The 20720-nt window shown below is 57.2% G+C and carries 14 protein-coding genes, 1 tRNA gene and 1 riboswitch; of the genes, 4 read left to right on the top strand and 11 right to left on the bottom strand.

What is annotated here, in order from left to right:
• The 5 genes from ERE07_RS15230 to crcB all read right to left on the bottom strand — a co-directional run bounded on the left by ERE07_RS15230 (position 1) and on the right by crcB (position 8597).
• Complete coding sequence (locus ERE07_RS15230; protein WP_130009893.1) at positions 1 to 6027, bottom strand: alpha-2-macroglobulin family protein; 6027 nt, start codon at positions 6025 to 6027, stop codon at positions 1 to 3.
• 258 nt (positions 6028 to 6285) lie between these two features.
• Positions 6286 to 7155 carry a DMT family transporter gene (locus tag ERE07_RS15235; RefSeq protein WP_130009894.1) on the bottom strand — a complete coding sequence of 290 codons (870 nt, stop codon included), beginning with the start codon at positions 7153 to 7155 and terminating at the stop codon, positions 6286 to 6288.
• A 198-nt stretch (positions 7156 to 7353) separates the two neighbouring features.
• On the bottom strand, positions 7354 to 7671 hold the full coding sequence (locus ERE07_RS15240; protein ID WP_130009895.1) for a hypothetical protein: 318 nt from the start codon (positions 7669 to 7671) through the stop codon (positions 7354 to 7356).
• A gap of 228 nt (positions 7672 to 7899) precedes the next feature.
• Positions 7900 to 8097, bottom strand: coding sequence for a hypothetical protein (locus ERE07_RS15245; protein ID WP_130009896.1), 198 nt, complete (start codon positions 8095 to 8097; stop codon positions 7900 to 7902).
• An 83-nt stretch (positions 8098 to 8180) separates the two neighbouring features.
• Complete coding sequence (gene crcB, locus ERE07_RS15250; protein ID WP_209021157.1) at positions 8181 to 8597, bottom strand: fluoride efflux transporter CrcB; 417 nt, start codon at positions 8595 to 8597, stop codon at positions 8181 to 8183.
• Positions 8598 to 8642: 45 nt separating this feature from the next.
• Positions 8643 to 8706: riboswitch (Fluoride riboswitch) on the bottom strand.
• A gap of 377 nt (positions 8707 to 9083) precedes the next feature.
• On the opposite strand from crcB, the gene ERE07_RS15255 reads away from it, so the two are divergent.
• Both ERE07_RS15255 and ERE07_RS15260 read left to right on the top strand, forming a co-directional pair.
• Positions 9084 to 9962: a lipid A biosynthesis lauroyl acyltransferase gene (locus tag ERE07_RS15255; protein ID WP_130009897.1), complete on the top strand. Its 879-nt coding sequence runs from the start codon at positions 9084 to 9086 to the stop codon at positions 9960 to 9962.
• Positions 9963 to 10073: 111 nt separating this feature from the next.
• Complete coding sequence (locus tag ERE07_RS15260; RefSeq protein ID WP_130009898.1) at positions 10074 to 10331, top strand: hypothetical protein; 258 nt, start codon at positions 10074 to 10076, stop codon at positions 10329 to 10331.
• A gap of 144 nt (positions 10332 to 10475) precedes the next feature.
• On the opposite strand, the gene ERE07_RS15265 is transcribed toward ERE07_RS15260, so the two are convergent.
• Both ERE07_RS15265 and ERE07_RS15270 read right to left on the bottom strand, forming a co-directional pair.
• A complete protein-coding gene (locus ERE07_RS15265) occupies positions 10476 to 11318 on the bottom strand; it encodes a hypothetical protein (protein WP_130009899.1) in 843 nt (280 codons plus the stop codon).
• 325 nt (positions 11319 to 11643) lie between these two features.
• Positions 11644 to 13392 carry an amidohydrolase gene (locus tag ERE07_RS15270; RefSeq protein ID WP_130009900.1) on the bottom strand — a complete coding sequence of 583 codons (1749 nt, stop codon included), beginning with the start codon at positions 13390 to 13392 and terminating at the stop codon, positions 11644 to 11646.
• 446 nt (positions 13393 to 13838) lie between these two features.
• Here ERE07_RS15270 and ERE07_RS15275 point away from each other — a divergent pair, with 446 nt between their 5' ends.
• Positions 13839 to 14045: a hypothetical protein gene (locus tag ERE07_RS15275; protein ID WP_130009901.1), complete on the top strand. Its 207-nt coding sequence runs from the start codon at positions 13839 to 13841 to the stop codon at positions 14043 to 14045.
• 746 nt (positions 14046 to 14791) lie between these two features.
• Here ERE07_RS15275 and ERE07_RS21735 read toward each other — a convergent pair.
• Together ERE07_RS21735 and ERE07_RS15280 are read right to left on the bottom strand one after the other, a co-directional pair.
• Positions 14792 to 14968, bottom strand: a complete 177-nt coding sequence (locus ERE07_RS21735) for a hypothetical protein (protein WP_167670925.1) — start codon at positions 14966 to 14968, stop codon at positions 14792 to 14794.
• Between the two features lie 483 nt (positions 14969 to 15451).
• Positions 15452 to 15530: transfer RNA gene (locus ERE07_RS15280), tRNA-Ile, on the bottom strand.
• Between the two features lie 225 nt (positions 15531 to 15755).
• Here ERE07_RS15280 and ERE07_RS15285 point away from each other — a divergent pair.
• A complete protein-coding gene (locus ERE07_RS15285; protein WP_130009902.1) occupies positions 15756 to 15950 on the top strand; it encodes a hypothetical protein in 195 nt (64 codons plus the stop codon).
• Positions 15951 to 16026: 76 nt separating this feature from the next.
• Here the strand turns inward: ERE07_RS15285 and ERE07_RS15290 are convergent, their stop codons facing one another.
• Positions 16027 to 18537 carry a glucose/quinate/shikimate family membrane-bound PQQ-dependent dehydrogenase gene (locus tag ERE07_RS15290; protein ID WP_130009903.1) on the bottom strand — a complete coding sequence of 837 codons (2511 nt, stop codon included), beginning with the start codon at positions 18535 to 18537 and terminating at the stop codon, positions 16027 to 16029.
• A gap of 103 nt (positions 18538 to 18640) precedes the next feature.
• A complete protein-coding gene (locus ERE07_RS15295; RefSeq protein ID WP_245153742.1) occupies positions 18641 to 20713 on the bottom strand; it encodes a TonB-dependent receptor domain-containing protein in 2073 nt (690 codons plus the stop codon).
• Positions 20714 to 20720 lie beyond the last annotated feature (7 nt).

The following is a 20720-nucleotide window of genomic DNA, read 5'->3' on the forward strand; positions in this document are numbered from 1 at the left end:
TCACGAACCAGCCTCGGGCGCCGGCCGGACGACCACCGCATCCGGATTGGGCAGCTCGCCATAGACATCGGGTTGGTACAAGGCTTCCATCCGTGTTGAGGGCAAGAGGAAGCTGCCAGCCGTGTTGAGCCGCACGGTGTACTCGATCACCGAGTCACCTTCTGGCAAAAAATCGTAATAAGCTCGATACGCCTCAAAACTGCGCTCGACATAGCTTGGCGAGGATCCATAATCGCCCTCTGCCTCACCTGCCGTCCCGATAGCCGAATCACGCCCCAAGCCACTACCCAGAATTGTCGCGCCGGCAGGAATGGGGTCGCTCAGCACAACCCAACTCATGGGGGCATCAGCATGGACGTGGATCCTGACGCGATAAACATCCCCCCGGGACCACTCCCCAGGCGCGGACTGGCTCACTGGCACAACCTGCCGCGTCAGCTTGTAGCCTGCGACCACCGGCTTTGCCGGCGGCACCGCGGCCAACGACCGTATCGAAGCCCAAGGTCTGCCCGTGCCTTCCTGAGACAGGATCAAGCTGTCTTTGCCCGACGTCATCCAGGGCAACAGCACATCGCCCACGCGCACACCCTGCTCATTCTGGACCGTTTTGCTCCACTCTATCCTGTGTTGGTCGCCGGATGCAAAATCAAGACGCACCGTGCCGTCCACAGGCGTGCGTTCAAATTTCGCGGCGAATTTCTCCATCGCCAAGGTACCCAGCAAGTTGGCGCTGGTCGTACTCCACGCGCCTTTGCGCTGCATGGATAACAACCCAGCCGCCAAGCGCGGCATGTCCGCATCCCAGGCTTTGTCATCCATGGCAATGAGCATGAATTTGGCCATATTGGCCTGAGCGCCGAGCATCAGCCACCAACTGTCATTTTGCTCATTATCGGCAAACACAAGCGCTGTACCGCTGCCCGACATACGCGCACGCAGAATGTGGCCAGCCTGCTCATAATGCGCCGAACGTTCAGCAATGCCCGAAACGCGCTGAAGCACGGCCATCCAGTCGATCACTGCGGAAGTTGGCCAACGATCAGGGGCGATGGCGATGCTGTCCAGCATGCGCGGCTTGACCATGTCATAACGCGATAAGGCTTCAAGCGCCATCAGCTTGCGCATGTCCAGATCCTTGCGCGGCGCCCAACGTTGTCGCGACAATTTGCCTTGCACAAACGCCTGCAGGCCGGATGTCATGCGATCAACGGACGACTGCGGTATGGCGAAGTCCAGGCCCAACGCCTGGGCTTCGAAACTGGCGCTGAGCAAGTAAGCCGTCAGTACCTCGCTGCCTTCCCGGGCGCCGGGAAAATAACTTGCCAAGCCATCCGCATCCAGGTAGTCGGGCAGACTACCCATCAAGTCGCGCCAGACAGCCTCCTGCCCAAGGCCTATGGCCTGCGCAGCGCGCTGCTCCAGGCAAGTATAGGGATACGCCTGCAGCCATTCGCGCACACCCGGCAGGCCTCCCGCCAGGGACGACTGCACATGTACCTGCAGCCCCCCCCGCGCACGGCCATTGGTATTTTTCAGCGCGCCTGACGGCACCGATATCGGCAGTTCAACGGCCGGCGCATCGGCATCCAGGGACAACAGCGTTGCCTGGCGGGTGCGTACCGGAACCGCCGGCACCAACTGCTGTTTGAACACCAAGCGGTCCGAGGCAGGCTTCTTGCCCTTGTCAGCGGCATGCCTGCCAGGCGCGGATGCCGTGGGTGACGGACGGTCGGCGTCGCCCGTACCGGCAACTTGCTCACGGCTCGGGGCCGCCATGGCGGCAGTGTTCCCCGTTTCGCTTGCGTCAAGCGTCCACGCCAGCGTCGTGGACTCCGTGAGCAAGTTACTCTGCGGCGCCTGGATATCCCAACGCACGACACGCGCCTCACCGGGCGGCACCGACACCTCTTGCTCAGGCAAAAGGCCCGCCTCAACGCCTTTCCCTGTGTAAGACGCCTTGATGTTCAGCGATAGTTCGCGGGCAGTCGTGTTGCGCAGTGTCGCAAGCGCCTGGTAATGGTCTCCTTCCCGTACCAAGGCGGGCAACCCTGGAATGACTTGCAAGTCTTGCGTGCTCACAATATCCGTTGCGCCAGTCCCGAAACGCTGTTCGCCGAAATCAGCAATCGCGACCAGCCTGAAGCGCGTCAACGAGTCATTCAGTGGAAACGTAAGCGTGGCACGACCATTCTCATCAAGGTCAACAGACGACTCCCAGAGCAGCAGCGTATCGAGCAACTCACGCGTTGGGCTAGCCCCCCCACCGCCTCCAGCAGGCAGTGCCTTGCGCCCGAAGTGTCGGCGGCCGACCACTTGCATTTGCGCGGTGGCGGTGCGCACACCATAGCTTCTTTCCTGCCGCATCGCAGACAGGATGTCCCAGCTGCTATTGGGCGCAAGCTCAAGCAGTGCTTCATCAACCGCAGCGAAAGCGATCGTGCCCCGCGCAGCAGGTTTGCCGTCCGGCGTACGCACCTGGATCGTGGCGGTGACGTTCTCGCGTACCTGGTAGGATTTTTTATCTGTCTTGATATCCACCATCAGTTGATCTTCATCATCCGCAACGCGTATTTCCGCAAGGCCAAACCTGAACGAAGGCTTGGACAAATCCACAAACGGTGTCGGCGCCGCATAGGGTTCGCCCTTGCGTTGAAAGGCGTGGTACCAAGACGTCGGCTCGCGCCAGCCCCAATCGAAGAAACTGCGCCACCCCAGGTCTCTCAAACGCCCCCGCAAAGCCAAAACCGACACGTACACGTTCGGGCCCCATTCAGCCTTGACGGGCAGCTTCACCGTCGGATTGTCGCCATCCAACGCCACAACGTGTGTTTCCAGTACGCCCTCGCGCTCCACTGCTACCAAGGCAGTAGCATGGCGAAAAGGCATGCGCACCTGAAACTCTGCGGTTTCGCCGGGCTTCCACTCCTTGCGCGAGGGAATGATATCGATACGATCATCATTGGCGCCCGCAAACCACAGATCATCTGCGCCGGTAACCCAGATCTTTGTGGACGCCTTGGATTCACGCCCCTGCGCATCTTTGGCGGTGGCGATCAACGCCACCGAACCCACCTGATCCAGCGTGATCTTGCAGGCGAGCTTGCCGTCTGCCCCAGTTTGCCCCTCACACACCTGACCCAAATCGCGCAGCTCGGTATGATTGTCGTAGCTATAGAAGCCCCCCACCATGCGCTTGCGTGTCGAGTACGTGACATGAGCCACGGCGCGCACTGTCATGGGCACATTAGCCTGAGGCTGACCGGTCAATGACACAGCTAACGCATGCACGGTTGCCGGAGCCCCGGCCTCCAGCCAATACCCGGCATTGATGCCCGCTTGCAGCGCTGCCGGCCAAACTTGTGTGACCTGCGTCAACGTCTGCAACGATCCGTTCGGGTCGAAGAAGCTGGCCTCCAGAAGCAGTTCCTGCGGCTTGTTCACCGAAGGAACGCGCTCGATGTTCAGGCGCCCACCGCCTTCTGCGTCCAGGACCACTTGTTTCTTGTCAAGAAACAGGTTCTGCCTGACCTCATCCTGATCGCTTGCGCGCTGATCATCAGCATTTTCAGCGGGTGCAGAAAAGGAAAAATCGTCGTAATCACGAAACCCCACATAGCGATCCCGCACAATCCCCGACAAACTGACCGGCAACTTGCCTGCGGGCCCTCCCGACACGTAATTGATCTGCACATCCGCCATCAGGCTTTGTGGCGCCACCAGCGATGCCCCCTCGCCTTCCTCGCCGGAGGTGACCTTGACGTGCCCCGACAGCAAAGGCAGCTTGAATGCTTCCACGCGAAACTCGCTGCTGCCATACCAGCCATTGTTATCGTCAGTCAACATAACGCTATACGCGCCAAGCTTGGCGGTGCGCGGAATAGCCAGTGCGCTGGTGGCGTACATGCCACCCGTTGCGGTCGGGATCCATGCCACCGGCTGCTCATAGCGTTGATCGGAACCCTGGTGCTGGATCACCAGCTTGGTCGGCAGCATCGTGTGCTCGTCTACCTGAGGCACCTGGAGGCCGTTTCGAACCTGCTGACGGATAAAATGCTTCATGGAAACCGTTTCGCCTGCGCGCAGCAAGGTTCGATCAAAAACGGTATGGGTCAACGTGCTGGGCTGACGGCTCGTATCCGTGGAAACATTAAAACGCCAGGACTCTATGCCGCTGTCCCACTCCGATAGCGCAAAGGAAAAATCTGCCTGCCCACGTGCCAGCGGGTGCCGCGCGTCAATGCGGGCAGATGCATAAATGCCGCTGAGCCCAGTGCTCTCGCAATACCCCGAGGCTTCGGCCAGGTTGGCGCTCTCGTACCAAATCCCTTGGTCGTTTGTTGTTCCCTGCGCCAGCGACCTTCCATCGCAACTCAGCACGGTCACCGCGGCGCCAGGCACAACCTTGCCGTCGTCCAGCGTCGTGACCCACACCAAGGTATCGTCCCTTCCCGTCTTGATGTGTACCGCCAGATTGGTGAGCAACGCAGTTGTACGCACATACATAGGGGCTTTTTTGCCAAGCAGCGACTCACCAAGGCGTGGCGATTCAATCTCCAGCACATGAAAGCCTGGCGCCTGAAACGGGACCCCGATCACTTCGAATGGCCGATCGCCTTGTTTATCCGCGCCCGGCAAGGTCAGCCTGCGCGCACCGGAAACGCCGTCCAGTGCCGATATGCTGCGGGTATCGATCCTGTCGCCCGACGCAGAGCGCATCTTGCGTCCCGCCTTGACATCCTCAATCTGCCCGCGTGTGAGGCTTCTTTCGTCGAGTCGCTGCACACGGGCGTACCAGTTGAGCACTTCGGCATCGTCCTGCGTGTTGTAGTCACTCAAGCTCCCAGCCGAAACGGCCAGATCCCGCGTCATCAGATCTGGGGCTACCTTGCGCACTGTCAGTGCCATGGTGGCAGGATGGTCTGTTTCATCGCCACCAGGAGGAACCGCCGCAAAGCGCTCAATCACGCCAAATGGCGACGCCGAAAACTTGACCAACGGTGGAAACATCGCCGTTTTGAATGAAAGCGGAAATCGTTCCGCATTATCGAGCGTTCTACCCGCATCATCCTTAAGCCCTTCAGGCAGCGCCAGAGAAAAATCCGCGTCGGCGGCAAAAGGCCCTTTAAACGTTATGCGGGTGACGCCACTGCGATCCTCTGCATTTTGCGGATCCACATCAGATGCCACGATCGTGTTGCCCGGCCCTGTCAGCTTGATGCGGGCAGCATCGTCGCGCGAAATCGGCGCAGAGAAAGCCAGGCTGACCGGTGTAACCGGCGTGCAGGGCATACTCGCGTTCTCGCGCTGGCACGTAAAACTAGCCGTGAAAGGTTTGCGCACCCGATAGTCGACATTGACAGCCTGCGTGCTGGCAACCGCTGGCCGTTGCGGCGTGTGCGGGGTTGACACACCCGCCCCAATACTCAAACGGACGCGCGCCTCGGCGGGCAAAAGACGTTTACATTGCGCCAGTTGCGTTGCTGGCGAATCCATGTCGTTGCTGTGCGAATAATAGAGACTCTCGAGCAGGTCTGTACGTGGCTGTCCCGTAATCAGGCGCACGGGTACCGCTTCGCCCAGGCCTTCGACCAGACAATGCGTATGCGCCAGCACCGAAGCGGGATCAACGTCGCCATTGAACGACAAGACGAAAACCTGGTCTTCGGCGATGACGTTGCCATAGGGACGCTCCACCTGCGCAATCGGCCCGCCAGTCCCGAAACTGAATGACGCAGGACCTGTAATGGGCTGGTTGTCAATAGTATGGAATGCCGGATTCAAAACCGCCGAGCAGCTGACGCCTGGGCCCGGCTCCTGCTCGAACACGTACGACCAGCGTCGCGCGTCCAGCCAGCGGCCATGGCCCTTCAAGCTCGGGTCATTGCACGAAACCCTGACCGGCGCCGGCCCTTGTCCCTCGCCAAAGGCCATGACATCGGTATCGAACGACAGGCTCAACTCCTGAATTTGCGCCACGGTACCCTGTGGGGAAAACTGGGCGATACGCGCGGCCCAAACCGGACTCATCAAAAAACTGCATGTCAGTATTGCAGAAGCCAAGCGATACACGGGAACTCCCCAGCCCGACACGTGATCGGGCGCAACATAAATATTGCTGAAGGGGTCGGCATTGCCAAAGACCAGGACTATACGGCGCCCGCCCCCTCAGCCTGGATCTAGCTTTATTCCGACGAATAGTACCCTGTGCGATCAGTTTTACAACAGCCCCAGCCCAGGGGATGTATGCGCACCTGGCGGTTTGTGCGTGATGGTTTACACGTGATATCAGGCACTGCCCAGGCGCCGCGAAGGCAGCGTTGCGAGCAACAACCCGGCAAGCGCCAGGACAAATGCAAGCCACTGCAGGCCAGATAAGGACTCGCCCAGGATCACAACACCCACCAGCGCAGCACTCACGGGGAGCATCACGGTAAACACGCCGGCTCTGGAGGCCGGAACACCCCGCAGGCCAGTCATCCACAGCCACACCGTCCATACACTGGCGGCCAAACCGTAGAACACCAACAACACCCAAATCCCGAGATCGACCGCCAGAAAATCGAAATGCCAGGCCGCATAAAGCCCAGCGGGGGTCGTGAGCACAAATCCCCATAGGTTGATGACTGCACTGATCCGCCGCGGGCTCAGTACTGCGGTCAGCTTCTTGCCTATCACTGCATAAGACGCCTCGCAACATACTGCCCCGAACAGCAGTAGATTGCCCAGCCAGACATGCGATGAAGGTTGCCGTGTGTCGGTGACCACGTGATCCCCGCCCAGGGACAGCAGACCTATGCCTATCACGCCGCAAGCAACCGCCACCCATACTCTGCCGCTGATATCTTCCTTCAGGAAAACGCGGCTCATCAATGCAATGGCGGCTGGAATGAACGACAGAATCACACCTGCTGCAACGGCGCCGGTCAGCCGGACACCACTGATCATGCACAAGGTGAAAAGGAAGTTGCCCAGAAACGACTCTAAGAATATAAGAGTGCGTACGCGGGCTGTCAGCGGTGGTTCGTTGGCCGGCTTGCGCAGCCAGCAGAGCATTGCCAACCCACCTATCCCGAAACGCAGCCAGGCCAGCAGAAACAGGGGAAAAATGACCGCCAGCGGCTTGGTCAAGGCGACGTAACAGCCGACCAGCGACATACTGGTTCCCAAACAGGCGTAAGAGGTCAGACGCGATAAAACGGGCAGTCTTGAAGACCCCACGGCTGCCGATGCGTCGCGATGCCCGCCCATTGAATACCCTTATCCAGCATGATGGCAAACGCCTAGTGTAACGAATGCCAGAAGCTGTCGCATACCATCATCCCTACACCAGCATTGCATCAATAATGCGTTGCCTCAATCGAGGTCCTGGGTACCTGCGCCAAGTGCGGTAAGCCGAATCAGGCTCTTGAGATTAGCACTCATGACTTTTGCTACCGCGCGCGCGGCCTCAGCATCCTGCGGGTGGGCCAGGCAGTCCAGTATTCGTTCTATTTCCCCACCGCTCAGCACGACTTGATGCTTGATATGTTCGCCATTGTCGGGAATATAGGCGGAGACACGTACCGTGATTTTTCCAGACTCGTCGACCTGCACCTCCGGCTGCCCCGGAAACTGAGTGCGCAAGGCGCCAATGACGGGATCTGCTTTTTCATCTGTTTTTACAATTTTCACTACGCTCTCCTGCACCACAGCGGTGCCGATTGCATCATATGCTGCCGGTGCCGCTGTCCGCAATAGCGCTTACCCAAGGTAAACCATGATTACGCTGCTCCTGGCTGCGCCGGTTTCGGCGCCATGCGGGCACCCAAAGAGCGCAACGTCTCAACTGATCGTCCCGAATCAAGGGGACCATCTGTAAAAACGTTGCGCCGCATACAAGCATGAATAGGTGCCGGGAACTCAGGACCGGCTGATCCCATGGCCTCGGCCAAAGCAGTCGAACGAAATTTTGCAAACTATGCGATGCAGCCAGGCGCGCCAGGCCTTGCGCTGTGCTGGCTCGGCACCTGCCACGGCCATAAGCACCAATAGAAAAAGCGCGCCAGCGCCTAGCGTAGCGGCGGTCACCACAAGCAGAGGAACAAGCAATTGGTTCATGTCGCACCCCCTTAGTAATTACCCTGATTCTACGTTAAATCTGCCTGTTTGCGAACTGGGAGATATTCGCGGCCTACAGCAATTTACGCGCCCATTCTCATTACCGCCATTGCCAATCCCATACCAGCAATCGAACACAGGACCGATACGAGCACATATGCCGCCGCATAAATAAACTGCCCCCGATGCATCAGCGTCATGGCTTCCAGGGAAAATGCCGAAAACGTCGTGAATCCCCCGAGCACACCGGTCGCCAGAAACAACTGAAACTGACGTGACATCCCGCCCTTTTGCGCCACATATTCGACTAGGACACCCATGAGGATAGACCCGATGATATTGATCGACATGGTTCCGTATGGAAAACCTCCCAGACTCGCCAGTCTTGCGAAGGCAGTATTCATGGCATGGCGCGCCATGCCGCCAATTCCGGCGCCCAGAAAAACAAGTAGATACCCCATCAGGCCCTCATGCCATGGTTGACAGGCGTTGCCGAACAAAATATCGGCAGGCAAAGGCCGCAGCTTTCCGCAGACGCCGTCATCTGTCAAATAGGAGTCATCAGCCAGCATGGCGGTTATGTGGAGGAACCCCATCTCCGCATGTCAGTTTACTCTCGCACAGCGCTAAAAGCTCTGGCCAAAGAAAAGCCCCTGAGGCGGCGACAAGACCCTCAGGGGCTAACTGCGGTTGATAATGGCCGCAGAACCCATATCTTAGGACAGATTCTGCTTCCAAGCATTTGAAAAAGCACCATAATCATTTGATTATCAAACAGGGAAAACCCTAGATTTTTTCCCTCGTCGCAGATCCGGGCCCAGGCGGCTCCTTCCCCAACAGGGTTGTAGATTAAACGGCCCGTGTTACTCTGGTTTGCATTATCATGCGATGCGCTTTTTACCATCATGCGACGCTTTTACTATCATGCAGCGCACTTTTTACTTATCGTGCGGCGCCCTTTTCTTCTTGCCTGATATCGAGCCTATTTGAACTCCCACATCCAGCACCTCATTACCACAGGGCTACTCCGCCTGCTGTGCGCACTTCCCTATTCATTCGTGGCCTGGCTGGGGGAGCAACTCGGATCCCTGCTTCATTGTATGCCCGGCAAACGTCGACGCATCGTGCAAACAAATCTGAAGCTGTGTTTTCCTGACCAAACCGATCTACAACGCCAATTGCTTGGCAAACAGATTTTTCAGCAAGTCATCCGCAGCTATCTGGAACGTGGCCTGCAATGGTACGGCAGTGCGGCGCGATTGACGGCTCTGACCGAACTACACAGTGCCATTCCTCTGCAGGATACCTATGAGCAGCCTACAATTTTCCTGGGATTTCATTTCGCTGCCATCGAAGCTGTATGCATGTATTACTCCACGTTGCACCCTGTGGCTTCGCTCTATAGCCCGATGTCAGACCAGACAACCAATGGCATCGCCCACCGCCAGAGGGCGCGCTTCGGAACTGAAATGGTGCCGCGCCACAGTAGCGCGCGAAACACCCTAAGGATACTGCGATCCGGAAAACCCATCATGCTCGCCGCAGACATGGATTTTGGATTGCGCGATTCGGTATTCGTCTCATTTTTTGGTGTGCAAGCCTGCACATTGACGTCTGTTTCACGTCTGGCCGCGCTCAGTGGCGCCAGAGTCGTGCCCTTCGTTGCCGAAGTGCGTGACGGATACCAGGGGTATCGGCTGCGTATTTTTGAACCGCTGGCAAACTTCCCGTCGAATGACGTCGCGGCAGATGCGCGCGAAATGAATCGTTTCCTGGAGGCCCAGATCAGACGCATGCCAGACCAGTATTACTGGGTGCATCGCCGATTCAAGCGGCGCCCGAACGGCGAGAAATCCGTGTATTAAAGTCCCAAAGGCGACGTATGCATTGCGGATTCACCAGTGATACGATAGGAGCAGGCAGCCGGTGCAATAACGCAAGAGCAAATACGGCATGCTGGAATATAAGGAAGAGATATGGAGGCGGCGCTTATATTGGGCGTCTACGGTATCGCTTTGATTATCGTGACACTGACACTTCACACCAGGCATGTTGTGTTGATTCCCCTGGCCTACATCTGGAGTGCGGATTTCGGAATCGTGCTATTTGCGGTCCAGGAGTTTCTTGTTGATGCGGACCGAGACATCACGCATATTCTGCTGGCCTTGGCATTCACCGTTTTTGCAGTCTATGTAACCATCAGAAGAAAGTCCGGCAGCTTTGGTCCGCCCTAAGGAGCTCAAAGCAAGCGCTCGCCAGGCGGAGTGTCTGCAAGTGCCCCTGCACAAAAGAAAAAGCCTCTGCGAAGGCGTACCTGCAGAGGCAAAAAACACTAAGCTCAAATCTTACGTACTACACGCGAAGTATAGTGGAATCCATTACGATTGGCTATCGTTTTCGCTCTTTATCCCTATGCCGGAATTAAGTGCTTTGGCCTGTATCGCCACTTCGGTCGAAATATTCACCGCCAGCAGGGATAACAGCAACTCAAGATCGGCTTTCAACCCTGCATACTGCGTCGCGACCTCCTGCGCCTGCCTTGTGAGTGCGTGATCAGCAGCCTTGACTGCAAGATAGCTGGTGGCCTCATAGCGGCCCTCATTAGCCTGATAGGCTTCAATGTAGTCCAGGCGATATTGAACGTAGAGCGCCACATTCATCCGGAACGTTTCTATATCCGCATAAATATCGTGTATGGACTGGCCCAGTGCTGAATCCTCAAGCAACGCCAGTTGATACATGCTCCGTCTATACACTTGGAAGCCATGGCTGCTCAAGGGTATATCGGGAAGACGCTTCCCTTCCGTCAGAGGGTCAAGCAGGTGTTCGAAGGTGACAAGCCTTTTGCTCAAATAAGACTCAAGCTCAGCGTGAATCGATTTTAGTACCCTCTGATCCTGCGCTCGCTTGGTGTCGGCATCATGTTTTCGTTGGGCCTCTACTTTGCGCTCACTCATTGCCGCTTGGTGATGCGCTACGCCGATCGCGGCCAAAATGGCGCCGATTGATCCTATCGCCTGCACCCACGCAGCCGTTACACCACTGGCAACAAATCCACGAAATCCAGGCGACAGCGTGGCAGCGACGCCAATGACAATTATCAGTGCCGATACAATCACCACCCACTCACGCCAGCCCAGTAATCCCCTTTTAGCGTCTACGTAGCGCACGTCACCTTCGCAATGGGCGAATCCGTGCTGCTCTCCCGAAGGAATGATCATGTCCACTCCCCAATGTCCGTTGATGCGGGCTGCCAGACATGACGCAACATTTGTCTGACAGCCTGATGATTTTGGACTTATCGACACGGCACCGTACGCCATAGAGCGCGCGTTCCTGAAACTGCCTGTTTATATTCGCTGATGATCAGCATTTGATTCTAAATGGGATACCCACCCGCAGCCAGAGAGAAAACCCTTTCCGCCAAAACGCGTACCTCGCCCCGGCTCGCTGCCAAGAAGATCAAACGCTGCGGTGTCGGTCATGATTTGCTTTCCAGGTTTGGCCACGGGTTGCCTCAGGCGATGCGCAGCACTGACCGCCGATTCACCGTACGCCATAGACCTTGCGGCCGGCAAAATAGGTCGCCAGTACCTGGGTATCCTTCAAAGACTCAACATCGACATCCAGCACATCGCGGTCAACAACGATGAAGTCCGCCAACTTCCCTTCCACCAGTGAGCCGATTTGGCTCTCCAGGCCGATGGCCTGCGCGGCGTGGCGAGTATAGGCCAGTAGCATGTCGGCTCTATCCATACGTTCGGCCGCATTCAGTCCTCCTCCAGGGCCCTGGCGCGTCATCGCGCGATGCATAGCCTCCCAGGGGTTCGGTGTGGAAATTGGCCAGTCGCTGGCGCCTGCAATGACGGCACCGTGGTCCTGCAAAGACTTGGCGGGGTACTGGCGCATGAATTCCGCTTCACTGATGTAAGGCTTCACCAGGTCAAGCAAGTAGTTGTCTAATTCTGCCCAGTGCAATTGCATCACGGCGATAACGCCCAGCCGCTCGAAACGCGGATAATCCCTGTCATCCACCAACTGAAGATGCGTGATGGAATGGCGGATACCGCTCTCGCGCTTTGTTCGCGCAACCTCAAAGGCATCAAGGGACTCCTGCACCGCGCGATCGCCCAGCGCATGGATGTGCACCAGCAAGCCGCGTGCGTCCGCCGCGTCCACGAGTGCGCGCCAGCCTTCGGTTTGCAGCAGCAACGCTCCCTGCTTGCCGGAATTGCGGTACTTGCCCAGCAAGGCCGCGCTTTGCGCGGGATACTCCAAAACGCCATCGGCAAAGATCTTGATGCCCGGCAACGTCAAATTAGGAATACCGAGAAATTGCTCGCGCACGGAGGCCAAGTCATCAAGATCGGCCGTGTCGCTCTGCGGGCTCGCAACCAGCAAGGCCGCAACATGTGCTGTCAGCGCGCCGGCTTGAGCCAATTCGCGGTACGCGGGGAGAATACCTGTGCCAGTACTGCGTGCCCGACGCGAGAATAATGCCTCGCCCGGGCCTGCGTTGGCCGCCGCATCCATCCAGGCGGTGACGCCATAACGATTGTAGGTTTGCACCGCGAACCTGCCTGCCTCCAACAAGGTGCGTGTATCCGGCTTGGGCAATTGCAGGGTGACCTGATCTATACCCGCATCGATGAGAATGCCATTGGGTTCGCCATCGCTGCCGACGCCTATCGCGTGCCGCAGGTGCTTGGCAAGATCCTGTACGTACCGGGCGTCAATGCTCGCCTTGGCACGCATTGCCCGGTTGGCCCAACCTGTGTGCAAATCGGAGCCCATCAGCAGCAAGGGCTGCGATGCCCACACATCAGTGTCGAACGCCTCACTGAGCGCCTGGGGGTTGTCCAATGTACTCGGGTTCACGCCAAAAACAACCAGGGGTCGTTCCGCTCCGTACTGATCCGCTTTCAGCCAGGCCTGCGCTCGCTGCCTCACCGTTTCAATGTCCAGTTCCGTGTCATTCAGATTTGGCGACTGCGCGGCAAGCCCGGCAATCACCGCATGCGTATGGGCGTCGATCAATCCCGGCAAAACCCGCTTGCCTTCGAGATCCACGACATGCGTGCCCGCCCCTTTGCGCGCCAGCACCTCCTCTTGACGACCAATCGCCACGATACGCCCTTGCTCTACCGCAAATGCTTGCGCAAAAGGCTGAACTTCATCCGCGGTGTACACCTTGGCATTGATGAAAATGCTGTCCGGGGACGCCTGCACCGTGACCGACGATAGTGCCAATAGCACGGCAAGCACTTGCGACAACCGTGGTCTGTATGCAAGCATGAGCGTTCCTCCCGTTATGACGCATTTTTTTTGTAACGCTTGTCACGTTACTGATTTGGGGACGAGTGTATCACCGGGACGCACAGCACTACAGCATGGTTGCCGGGGCTCATCCCCGGGAAACAATCCCGCACTATGTCACCACCACACAGTCCGTGTTGCATGGGCCAGCCACCTACTCACCCGCTGTGGCCACACCGCTCATATTCGATTGCGTGCCAATATTCGTCGAACCCTCCGTCAACGGCAAACAGGCTTGTTGCTGCGCGCCGCCAGGCGCGCTGCTTGCTGGTCATGAACTCCCTTTCATGTAAATTGTTATAGCGAAAGTTGTTATGGCGAAAGCAACAATGCCTGAACGCTTAGCTGGTCGGCATGCCGCAAAAAGGCCCGACTTGCGCTACGGCAACAGACGCCTGACCATACTTTCGTTCCAGGAGAATAGAATGCCCGACCACGACAGCCCTCCCACACCGCCTAAAGCCAAAAATCCTTTCAAGGCAGTCGGAAAAATTGTCGGTCCCTACGACCACGATCAAGTACACCCTGGTCCACACGACCCCAATCGCGAACCGCGTACGCGGAACCAACCGGAAAATGGAGAATCCGAGCAGGAGACTGCCGGCAATCAAAATCCTGGAAGCAAGGTGTAAGGGTTTACAAAAACCCAGCCCGCTGAGCGTGGACTGTCCTTTCGCTCTGGCGCTGACTGAATATCAAGCATGACTAGCTTTAGTTCCATAACCAGTCCATACTGAAAACTACATCAACGCGCTAACACGCTCAGGGCTCCCCGCCGCGTATGACGCTTTCTCCCAGAGCCCTGCCCAATTGCACGCTCAACAGCGTACGGCCTGTATAACTTGTTGCCAAACAAGTGAGGCTCACCGAGGCATCCTTCTCCGACATTCTCACGTCGCTGTGCCTCCAGGCCGAACGCATGGAGATCACTATGACTAGATTTCATCGAATTGAACCATTCGAGCCGCGTGGACTGCAGACAGCAGATAAGAACAGTCGTCCTTCTCCACCCCTTTCACCTGATGAGAAGGTACGCAACAAAAAGCGAGCAGACGAACGACAATATATTCTTCGCCGGCTACGCGAAAGATTTCCTAGTCTGCCTTATTGAGTGCCCACGGCATCCTCCCCAACTGATGCCAATCAGCCGATGAAGAATCACTGCAGTACGCCTTGCGCGCGCCGGCCTGCAAACCTCTACGTTGCCAGCACGTGAGCAATCTCTCCGCTCAACGGTACATATTCCTGGTACTCCGCCACGAATGCTCAGATCCAGTTGAACTTGCGTCGTCGACTCCGACGCAAGGACCAAAAGGCTGGCAGCCACAACGGTTTGTTGGTTCGCGCTGCCACACTTGCGGACCCGCGACGAATTACCTTAGCGCTTTGAATCTTCGGGTTTAGTGGCGGTCAGGCTTTCTTTCGGACTTTCAATCGCATTGTCCTCGTCCACGTTGACATCATCGGCCGTCGAGATATTGGGCCGCGTATCGGGCTTGCGCGGTGAAATGGCCGTAGGTTTCTCAGCCGGGACGGGGTCTTTCTGCTTGCTCATGTGCCACCTGTCGGGTTAATCCGGCGCACCATCGCGCCGCACTGTACTTCGAAGCAAGCCGCGTACCTGCGCCTCATCATCAATGCCGATTGTTGTACTCGTCACGGACAGAGGCGCCTTTTTAATTGATTAACAGCATACATGTACGAAGCGCAGGTCGCATTAGAAACACTCCAAGAGGCCATCATTGAGCAGTTGCTACAAGAAAGAAATTCCGATAAAAACCAAAACTTTTCAGAGAGTTCCGCCAAATCTGATTTGCATGCAAAAAAAACCAGCCCTCATCAGTCTCGTCGCTCAGTCTAGAACGGCATGAGCCGATTCAACCACCCACACGGCAAATGGTCCAGACATACGCGCACCTCTCGCCCCCGCACCTAGCCAGTCACGCAAGAACTGTCATGTTTTGGTCACATCAGCAGACTGACAAAGAAAAAGCCGCGTGAATCGCGGCTTTAATGTCTTGATTTTACTAAGTAATTCTGGTGCCCCCCCGCAGAGTCGAACTGCGCACCAACGGATTATGAGTCCGCTGCTCTAACCAGGCATGAGCTAGAGGGGCGAATCAGGCTGCTGCACAGCAGCTTGATAGCCAGCAATTATTACATAAACACGGAAAACCTGCCTAGACGAAAGGATGCCAGATACAGAATCGTCGGCCGGCGCCGCACAAGAATGAGGGGGCCTTTAGCGTAGAGTCCGCAAGCTGACAGCCACGGCGCAGGCACGCTATTTGCTACCTAGCGTATCAATAACTCAAGAAACGCTACTCCTCAGGAGCACTGGCATGTTTTATGACTTCATTCCTTTCATGCTGTACGGGTTGGCCGTGGGGCTTTTTCTGATTCTCGGACTTGTTTACTGGCTTGACACCGGGAGCCCACGTACAAAGAGCGCCTTATCCAGCACGAGGGCGCTCTATGACATCCCGGTAGGCCAACTGATCTTTCTGCGCATGGGCATTCCCGTGGCAGTTGCCTGACCGAAATGCCTGCATGACGCGAAGCATGAGGGGCGCGCATCAGGCAGACGAAGGGCCCGCCTGATGTTTCCCTTGTTTACTTTACGGGCAATGCGTAGGCGATGACATCATCGCCTATTTTTGTTCCCAGCGAACCATGGCCTCCCGCTACCACCAGCAGATACTGGCGACCATCCTGACCCGTGTAGGTCATGGGCGTTGCCTGCCCACCGGCTGGCAGCCGGCTTTCCCACACCTGCTTGCCCGTAGTGACGTTGTAGGCCCGCACGTAGTTGTCCAAGGTGCCTGACAAGAAGGCTACGCCGCCGGCAGTCATGATCGGCCCGCCCAGCGATGGTACGCCCATGCGGAACCCCAAGGGCAGCGGTGAACTATCCCGAACGGTACCGTTCTTGTGCTTCCATGCGATCTTGCCTGTCGTCAGGTCCGCTCCCGCGACGTACCCCCACGGTGGCGCTTGGCACGGAAGTCCCAGCAGCGAAAGAAATGGATGCAGTTGCACCGCATAAGGCGCGCCAAAATTTTCGTTCAGCGCGGGCAAGCTCCCCTTGGGCGGTGTGCCGCCTTGAACGTACATCGTTTCGTCATCTTGCCGTGGCACAAGACGCGAAACAAAAGCCAGGTAGGCAGGCGTTGTAAAGGCCACCTGACGCTGAGGATCAACAGCAATCCCTCCCCAGTTGAATACACCGAAATTTCCGGGATACACCAAGGTTCCCTGCGTGGAGGGTGGCGTAAACCTTCCTTCGTAGTTCAGGCGCTTGAGCGCAATGCGACAAGCCATTTGATCGAACAGGGTTGCGCCCCACATATCGGCGCCGGTCAGAGGAGGCGGATCAAAGGAAAGTGCTGACACTGGCTGCGTGGGCGCCAATGTTTCTCCCTCTTCGCCAGCCTGTGGCGCGGCTTTTTCGGTTACCGGCAGCAGTGGTACGCCGGTGCGGCGGTCCAGCACAAACAGCTCGCCCTGCTTGGTCGCCTGCACCAGCGCTGGAACAGTTTTACCGTTAATGCTCAAATCAATCAGACTGGGCTGTGCTGGTACGTCGTAATCCCATAAATCATGGTGCACCGTCTGGAAGACCCATCGGACCTTACCGGTATTGACATCTAAGGCCACGACCGAGGATGAGTACTGCTCATCGTAATCACTGCGGTCGGCTCCCCATTGATCCGGCGGTACATTGCCCATGGGCACATAGACAAGCCCCAGTTTCTCGTCGACACTGGATATCGACCAACTGTTGGGAGAATTGGCGGTGTAGGTTTGGTCAGGCGCCAGCGGCGCGGTTGCATCGGGATTGCCGGCATCCCAGTTCCAGACCAGGCCACCGGTATGTGCATCATAAGCACGAATCACGCCGGAGGTTTCTTTGGTCGAAGCATTGTCCAGCACGGTACCGCCAACGATAATCAACGAACGTGTCACCACCACGGGCGAGGTCGAATAATAGCCTCCCGGTCGTACATTCGGCATATTGGCCCACAGGTTGATTTGACCCGTGCCCCCGCCAAAATCCTTGCATATCGCACCATCGTCGGGATTCAGGGCGATGATGCGACCGTCGGCCGTCGGCATGAACAACATGCTGCGACATTCAGTTGAAACCGGCCCATTCTGCGCCGCAATAGGCTGCCCTTTGGAGGCAGGCGCTGGTTGCAGGGGCGTCATGGCATCGCCCCCGGTGCCGGACTGATCCGAATAACCTGGCTCTACGAACCGGGGCGCACCCTCAAAATACGATAGGCCGCGGCAGGTCAAGTGCTGCAAAGCCAATTCGCCCTGAATCTTGGTGTTATAGCGCCATATTTCTTTACCTGTGGTGGCATCAAGCGCTATGACAGACTGATGGGGTGTGCACAGATACAGACGCTCACCGATCTTGAGAGGCGTTACCTCAAAGGTGGTCTCTACAGGATCTGTTTCGGTACGCTGTGTATCACCTGTATGAAAATGCCAGGCAACCTCAAGCTTGCCCACATTATCAGGCGTAATCTGTGTGAGCGGCGAATAGCGCTGCCCTGCCCCGGTGCGACCATATGCGTACCACTCGCCGCCTGTCATCGTGCCAGCAGTAGAAGCGACCTCGGCCCGGGGACCCGGCAACTCGCCATCGATACGATGGGGATCCACAAACCACGAGATAACGGACACTAAAAGAAAGAGCCCAAGCGCCACGACAAGTGGGGAACGGGCTCGCCATTCGGCAGACAGGAATCCCGTCACTGCATCCGGATCCTGCGACCTGTCTGTCAGCAACGGACGCAATACCCACGGCGTCAGAAGCAGCAATCCCAAGACGAACAGCACATTGCCGCGTGCCGCCAAAGGCCACCAGTCCAGCCCTGTTTCCCATAGCGCCCATATCAGCGTCGCCAATACAAGCGCTGCGTATAACCACAATGCCCACACACGGCGCTGATAGAGCAAACCGCCCGTGAACATGAGCGCCATCCCGGCGAGAAGGTAATACCACGACCCTCCGAGCGCTGCCAACCAGATGCCTCCGATCAGCAGAGCTACCCCAAAAACGAGGCACACTACAGCCAAGACGGTAAGCGTGATACTGCGCCGGATACTCCGCATGATTGACCTCCAGGATGCATTGCAATCAAAATTGATAAGTCAATGGATTTCGGATTGCATCAGCAAGTAATGTTCCTGGAGGCCGCGCGGCAATAGAGCCGTATCAGTATTCCATGCGCATGCCAAGCATCACCCGGCGGCCCGGCAACGGTGCCGCTCGAGAGACAAATGAAGCGTGGTTGTAGGCAAGTGTGTTGAGCAAATTGGTCGCGCGCAGATAAATCGAATAATCCATGGCCCCTAAGGTACCGTCGTAGCCCAAGCCTAGATTGACCATGTTGTAGGCAGAGGTTTCGGCCTCGAAATCAGCAACGCGATTCTGGCGAAATACACGATAGGCTTCGATATTGCCAGTCCATTGATTCCAGCGCGTATTGACCCTGACACCCGCCCGGGCAGCGGGAATGCGCGGCAGATCTGCACCACTGAACAATTTGCCATGCACCAGATCGCCGAACACGCCAGCTGTCAGATGTCGATTGAAACGGTAGCTGGCTTCACCTTCGACCCCAGTGAACCGTGCGTTGCGCTGTGTGTATTCAATGAGGCGGAAATCTTCGTAACGATCCAGTGTATTGGCAAAGATGTAGTTTTTGATGCGATTATGAAAGACTGTTAATGAAAACCTTGCATCGCCCTCCTGCTTGCGCAGGGTGAGATCGATATTACGGGAGGTTTCTGCCGCCAGGCCTGGGTTGCCCAGCTCGTACGTATTGGTAGCCATATGCAGGCCATTGGCATAGAGTTCCTGGGCGCTTGGCAGGCGCTGCGAGCGTGAGAGCGACACTGCCAACGCATACTGAGGCGCAAAGTCCCACACCGCGCCTGCGGAGAAGGACGTGCCGCGCAATCGGGAAGCGGGCTGAGACGAATCTGGGCTGACATTTTGCCAATCTTGCCGCGCGCCCAGTTCAAAACGCCAATCGTCCAGATGGTATTGCTCGAGCAAAAATATACCGTTGCTGCGGGTAACCGTTTTGGGCACAAAACGCTCTTCACCCAGGGCACTGAACGTACTGCGCGCACTTTGCAGACCCAGCACGCCGTGCCAACCCGCAACAGGACGATGTTCCAGTTCGAGCCTGGCGTCGTAGCCACGGTTCTTGAACGTTGTGGCGACCGTTGTGCCTTCTATTTCGTCATGTTTGTAGTCTGTATATCCGCCACGGAACCTGACGTTGCTGAATCCGGCGAATGGATCGCGATACTCGCTGCGCAGATCCAGGCGGCGGGAATCCAGACGGACAAATGGAACGGCATGATCATCATGATCGTGATCGCCATGCGCGTGATCATGATGATCATGCTCGTCGTGCTCGTCGTCATGATCGTGACCGCCGCAATGCAGATGTGTGCCATGCGGATGGCAACCTTCGTATTCGTGACTGTGTCCAGGCAGGCCATATTTGCTGTGTGTCTGGGTGTAGGCAATGCCTGTATAACCGCGGCTGCCTATCCATGAAATCCCGACGCTGCCCGTGTTGCCTTCTTCGTAGGAACCAGCTACACGGCTGTGTGTCCATCCCGGAACACGATAATCGCCTGAGCGCCGCTTGACGCCTTCGACATGCACCGCCACATTGCCTTCGCCAGCCGTGACTCCGACGGCGCCGGCGCGCTCACGTGAGCCCGTTGCGCCACGAACCTCGGCAAACCCCTCCACACCCTTTTCTGGAATGGCCTGAGGTATTTTATTGTCGACGACATTGACAACACCGCCTATGGCCCCCCCGCCATACAGCAATGTAGATGGGCCGCGAAGGACTTCGATTCGCTGCGCCAGCATGGGCTCGCTGGTGATGGCATGATCGGGAGATACACCGGAAGCGTCCATCAGTTCTGATCCGCCGGAAAGTACTTTGACGCGTGGCGCTGTTTGCCCGCGTATCGCGGGGCGGCTGGCACCTGCCCCAAAAGTATCTGCATGCACACCTGGCAGGCTGGACAGCGTGGCGCCCAGCGTGGCCTCACGCGCGACGACCAGCGCAGAACCATCCAGCGTTTCCACGGGTACGCTCAACGTGGAAGGCGTCGCGGAAAGCGGATAGGCATTAATCGTGATGGTTTCAAGCCTGGTGACTGCGCTGGCATCAGGCGACGACGCCGCGTGGGCGACTCCGCCAGCACCAAAGGCAAAAGCCAGAGCGGCCGTCAATGCATTTACTTTGATAAGCACTTGCTTC

It is taken from the genome of Allopusillimonas ginsengisoli, from assembly GCF_004153455.1.
Classification (GTDB): Bacteria; Pseudomonadota; Gammaproteobacteria; order Burkholderiales; family Burkholderiaceae_B; genus Allopusillimonas; species Allopusillimonas ginsengisoli.

Coding starts and splice junctions, on each gene's coding strand:
- ERE07_RS15265 (WP_130009899.1), bottom strand. CDS start 11,318: ATGATCATTCCTTCGGGAGAGCAGCACGGATTCGCCCATTGCGAAGGT.
- ERE07_RS15275 (WP_130009901.1), top strand. CDS start 13,839: ATGCCCGACCACGACAGCCCTCCCACACCGCCTAAAGCCAAAAATCCT.
- ERE07_RS15260 (WP_130009898.1), top strand. CDS start 10,074: ATGGAGGCGGCGCTTATATTGGGCGTCTACGGTATCGCTTTGATTATC.
- ERE07_RS15290 (WP_130009903.1), bottom strand. CDS start 18,537: ATGCGGAGTATCCGGCGCAGTATCACGCTTACCGTCTTGGCTGTAGTG.
- ERE07_RS21735 (WP_167670925.1), bottom strand. CDS start 14,968: ATGAGCAAGCAGAAAGACCCCGTCCCGGCTGAGAAACCTACGGCCATT.
- ERE07_RS15245 (WP_130009896.1), bottom strand. CDS start 8,097: ATGAACCAATTGCTTGTTCCTCTGCTTGTGGTGACCGCCGCTACGCTA.
- ERE07_RS15270 (WP_130009900.1), bottom strand. CDS start 13,392: ATGCTTGCATACAGACCACGGTTGTCGCAAGTGCTTGCCGTGCTATTG.
- ERE07_RS15235 (WP_130009894.1), bottom strand. CDS start 7,155: ATGTCGCTGGTCGGCTGTTACGTCGCCTTGACCAAGCCGCTGGCGGTC.
- ERE07_RS15230 (WP_130009893.1), bottom strand. CDS start 6,027: ATGAGTCCGGTTTGGGCCGCGCGTATCGCCCAGTTTTCCCCACAGGGT.
- ERE07_RS15285 (WP_130009902.1), top strand. CDS start 15,756: ATGTTTTATGACTTCATTCCTTTCATGCTGTACGGGTTGGCCGTGGGG.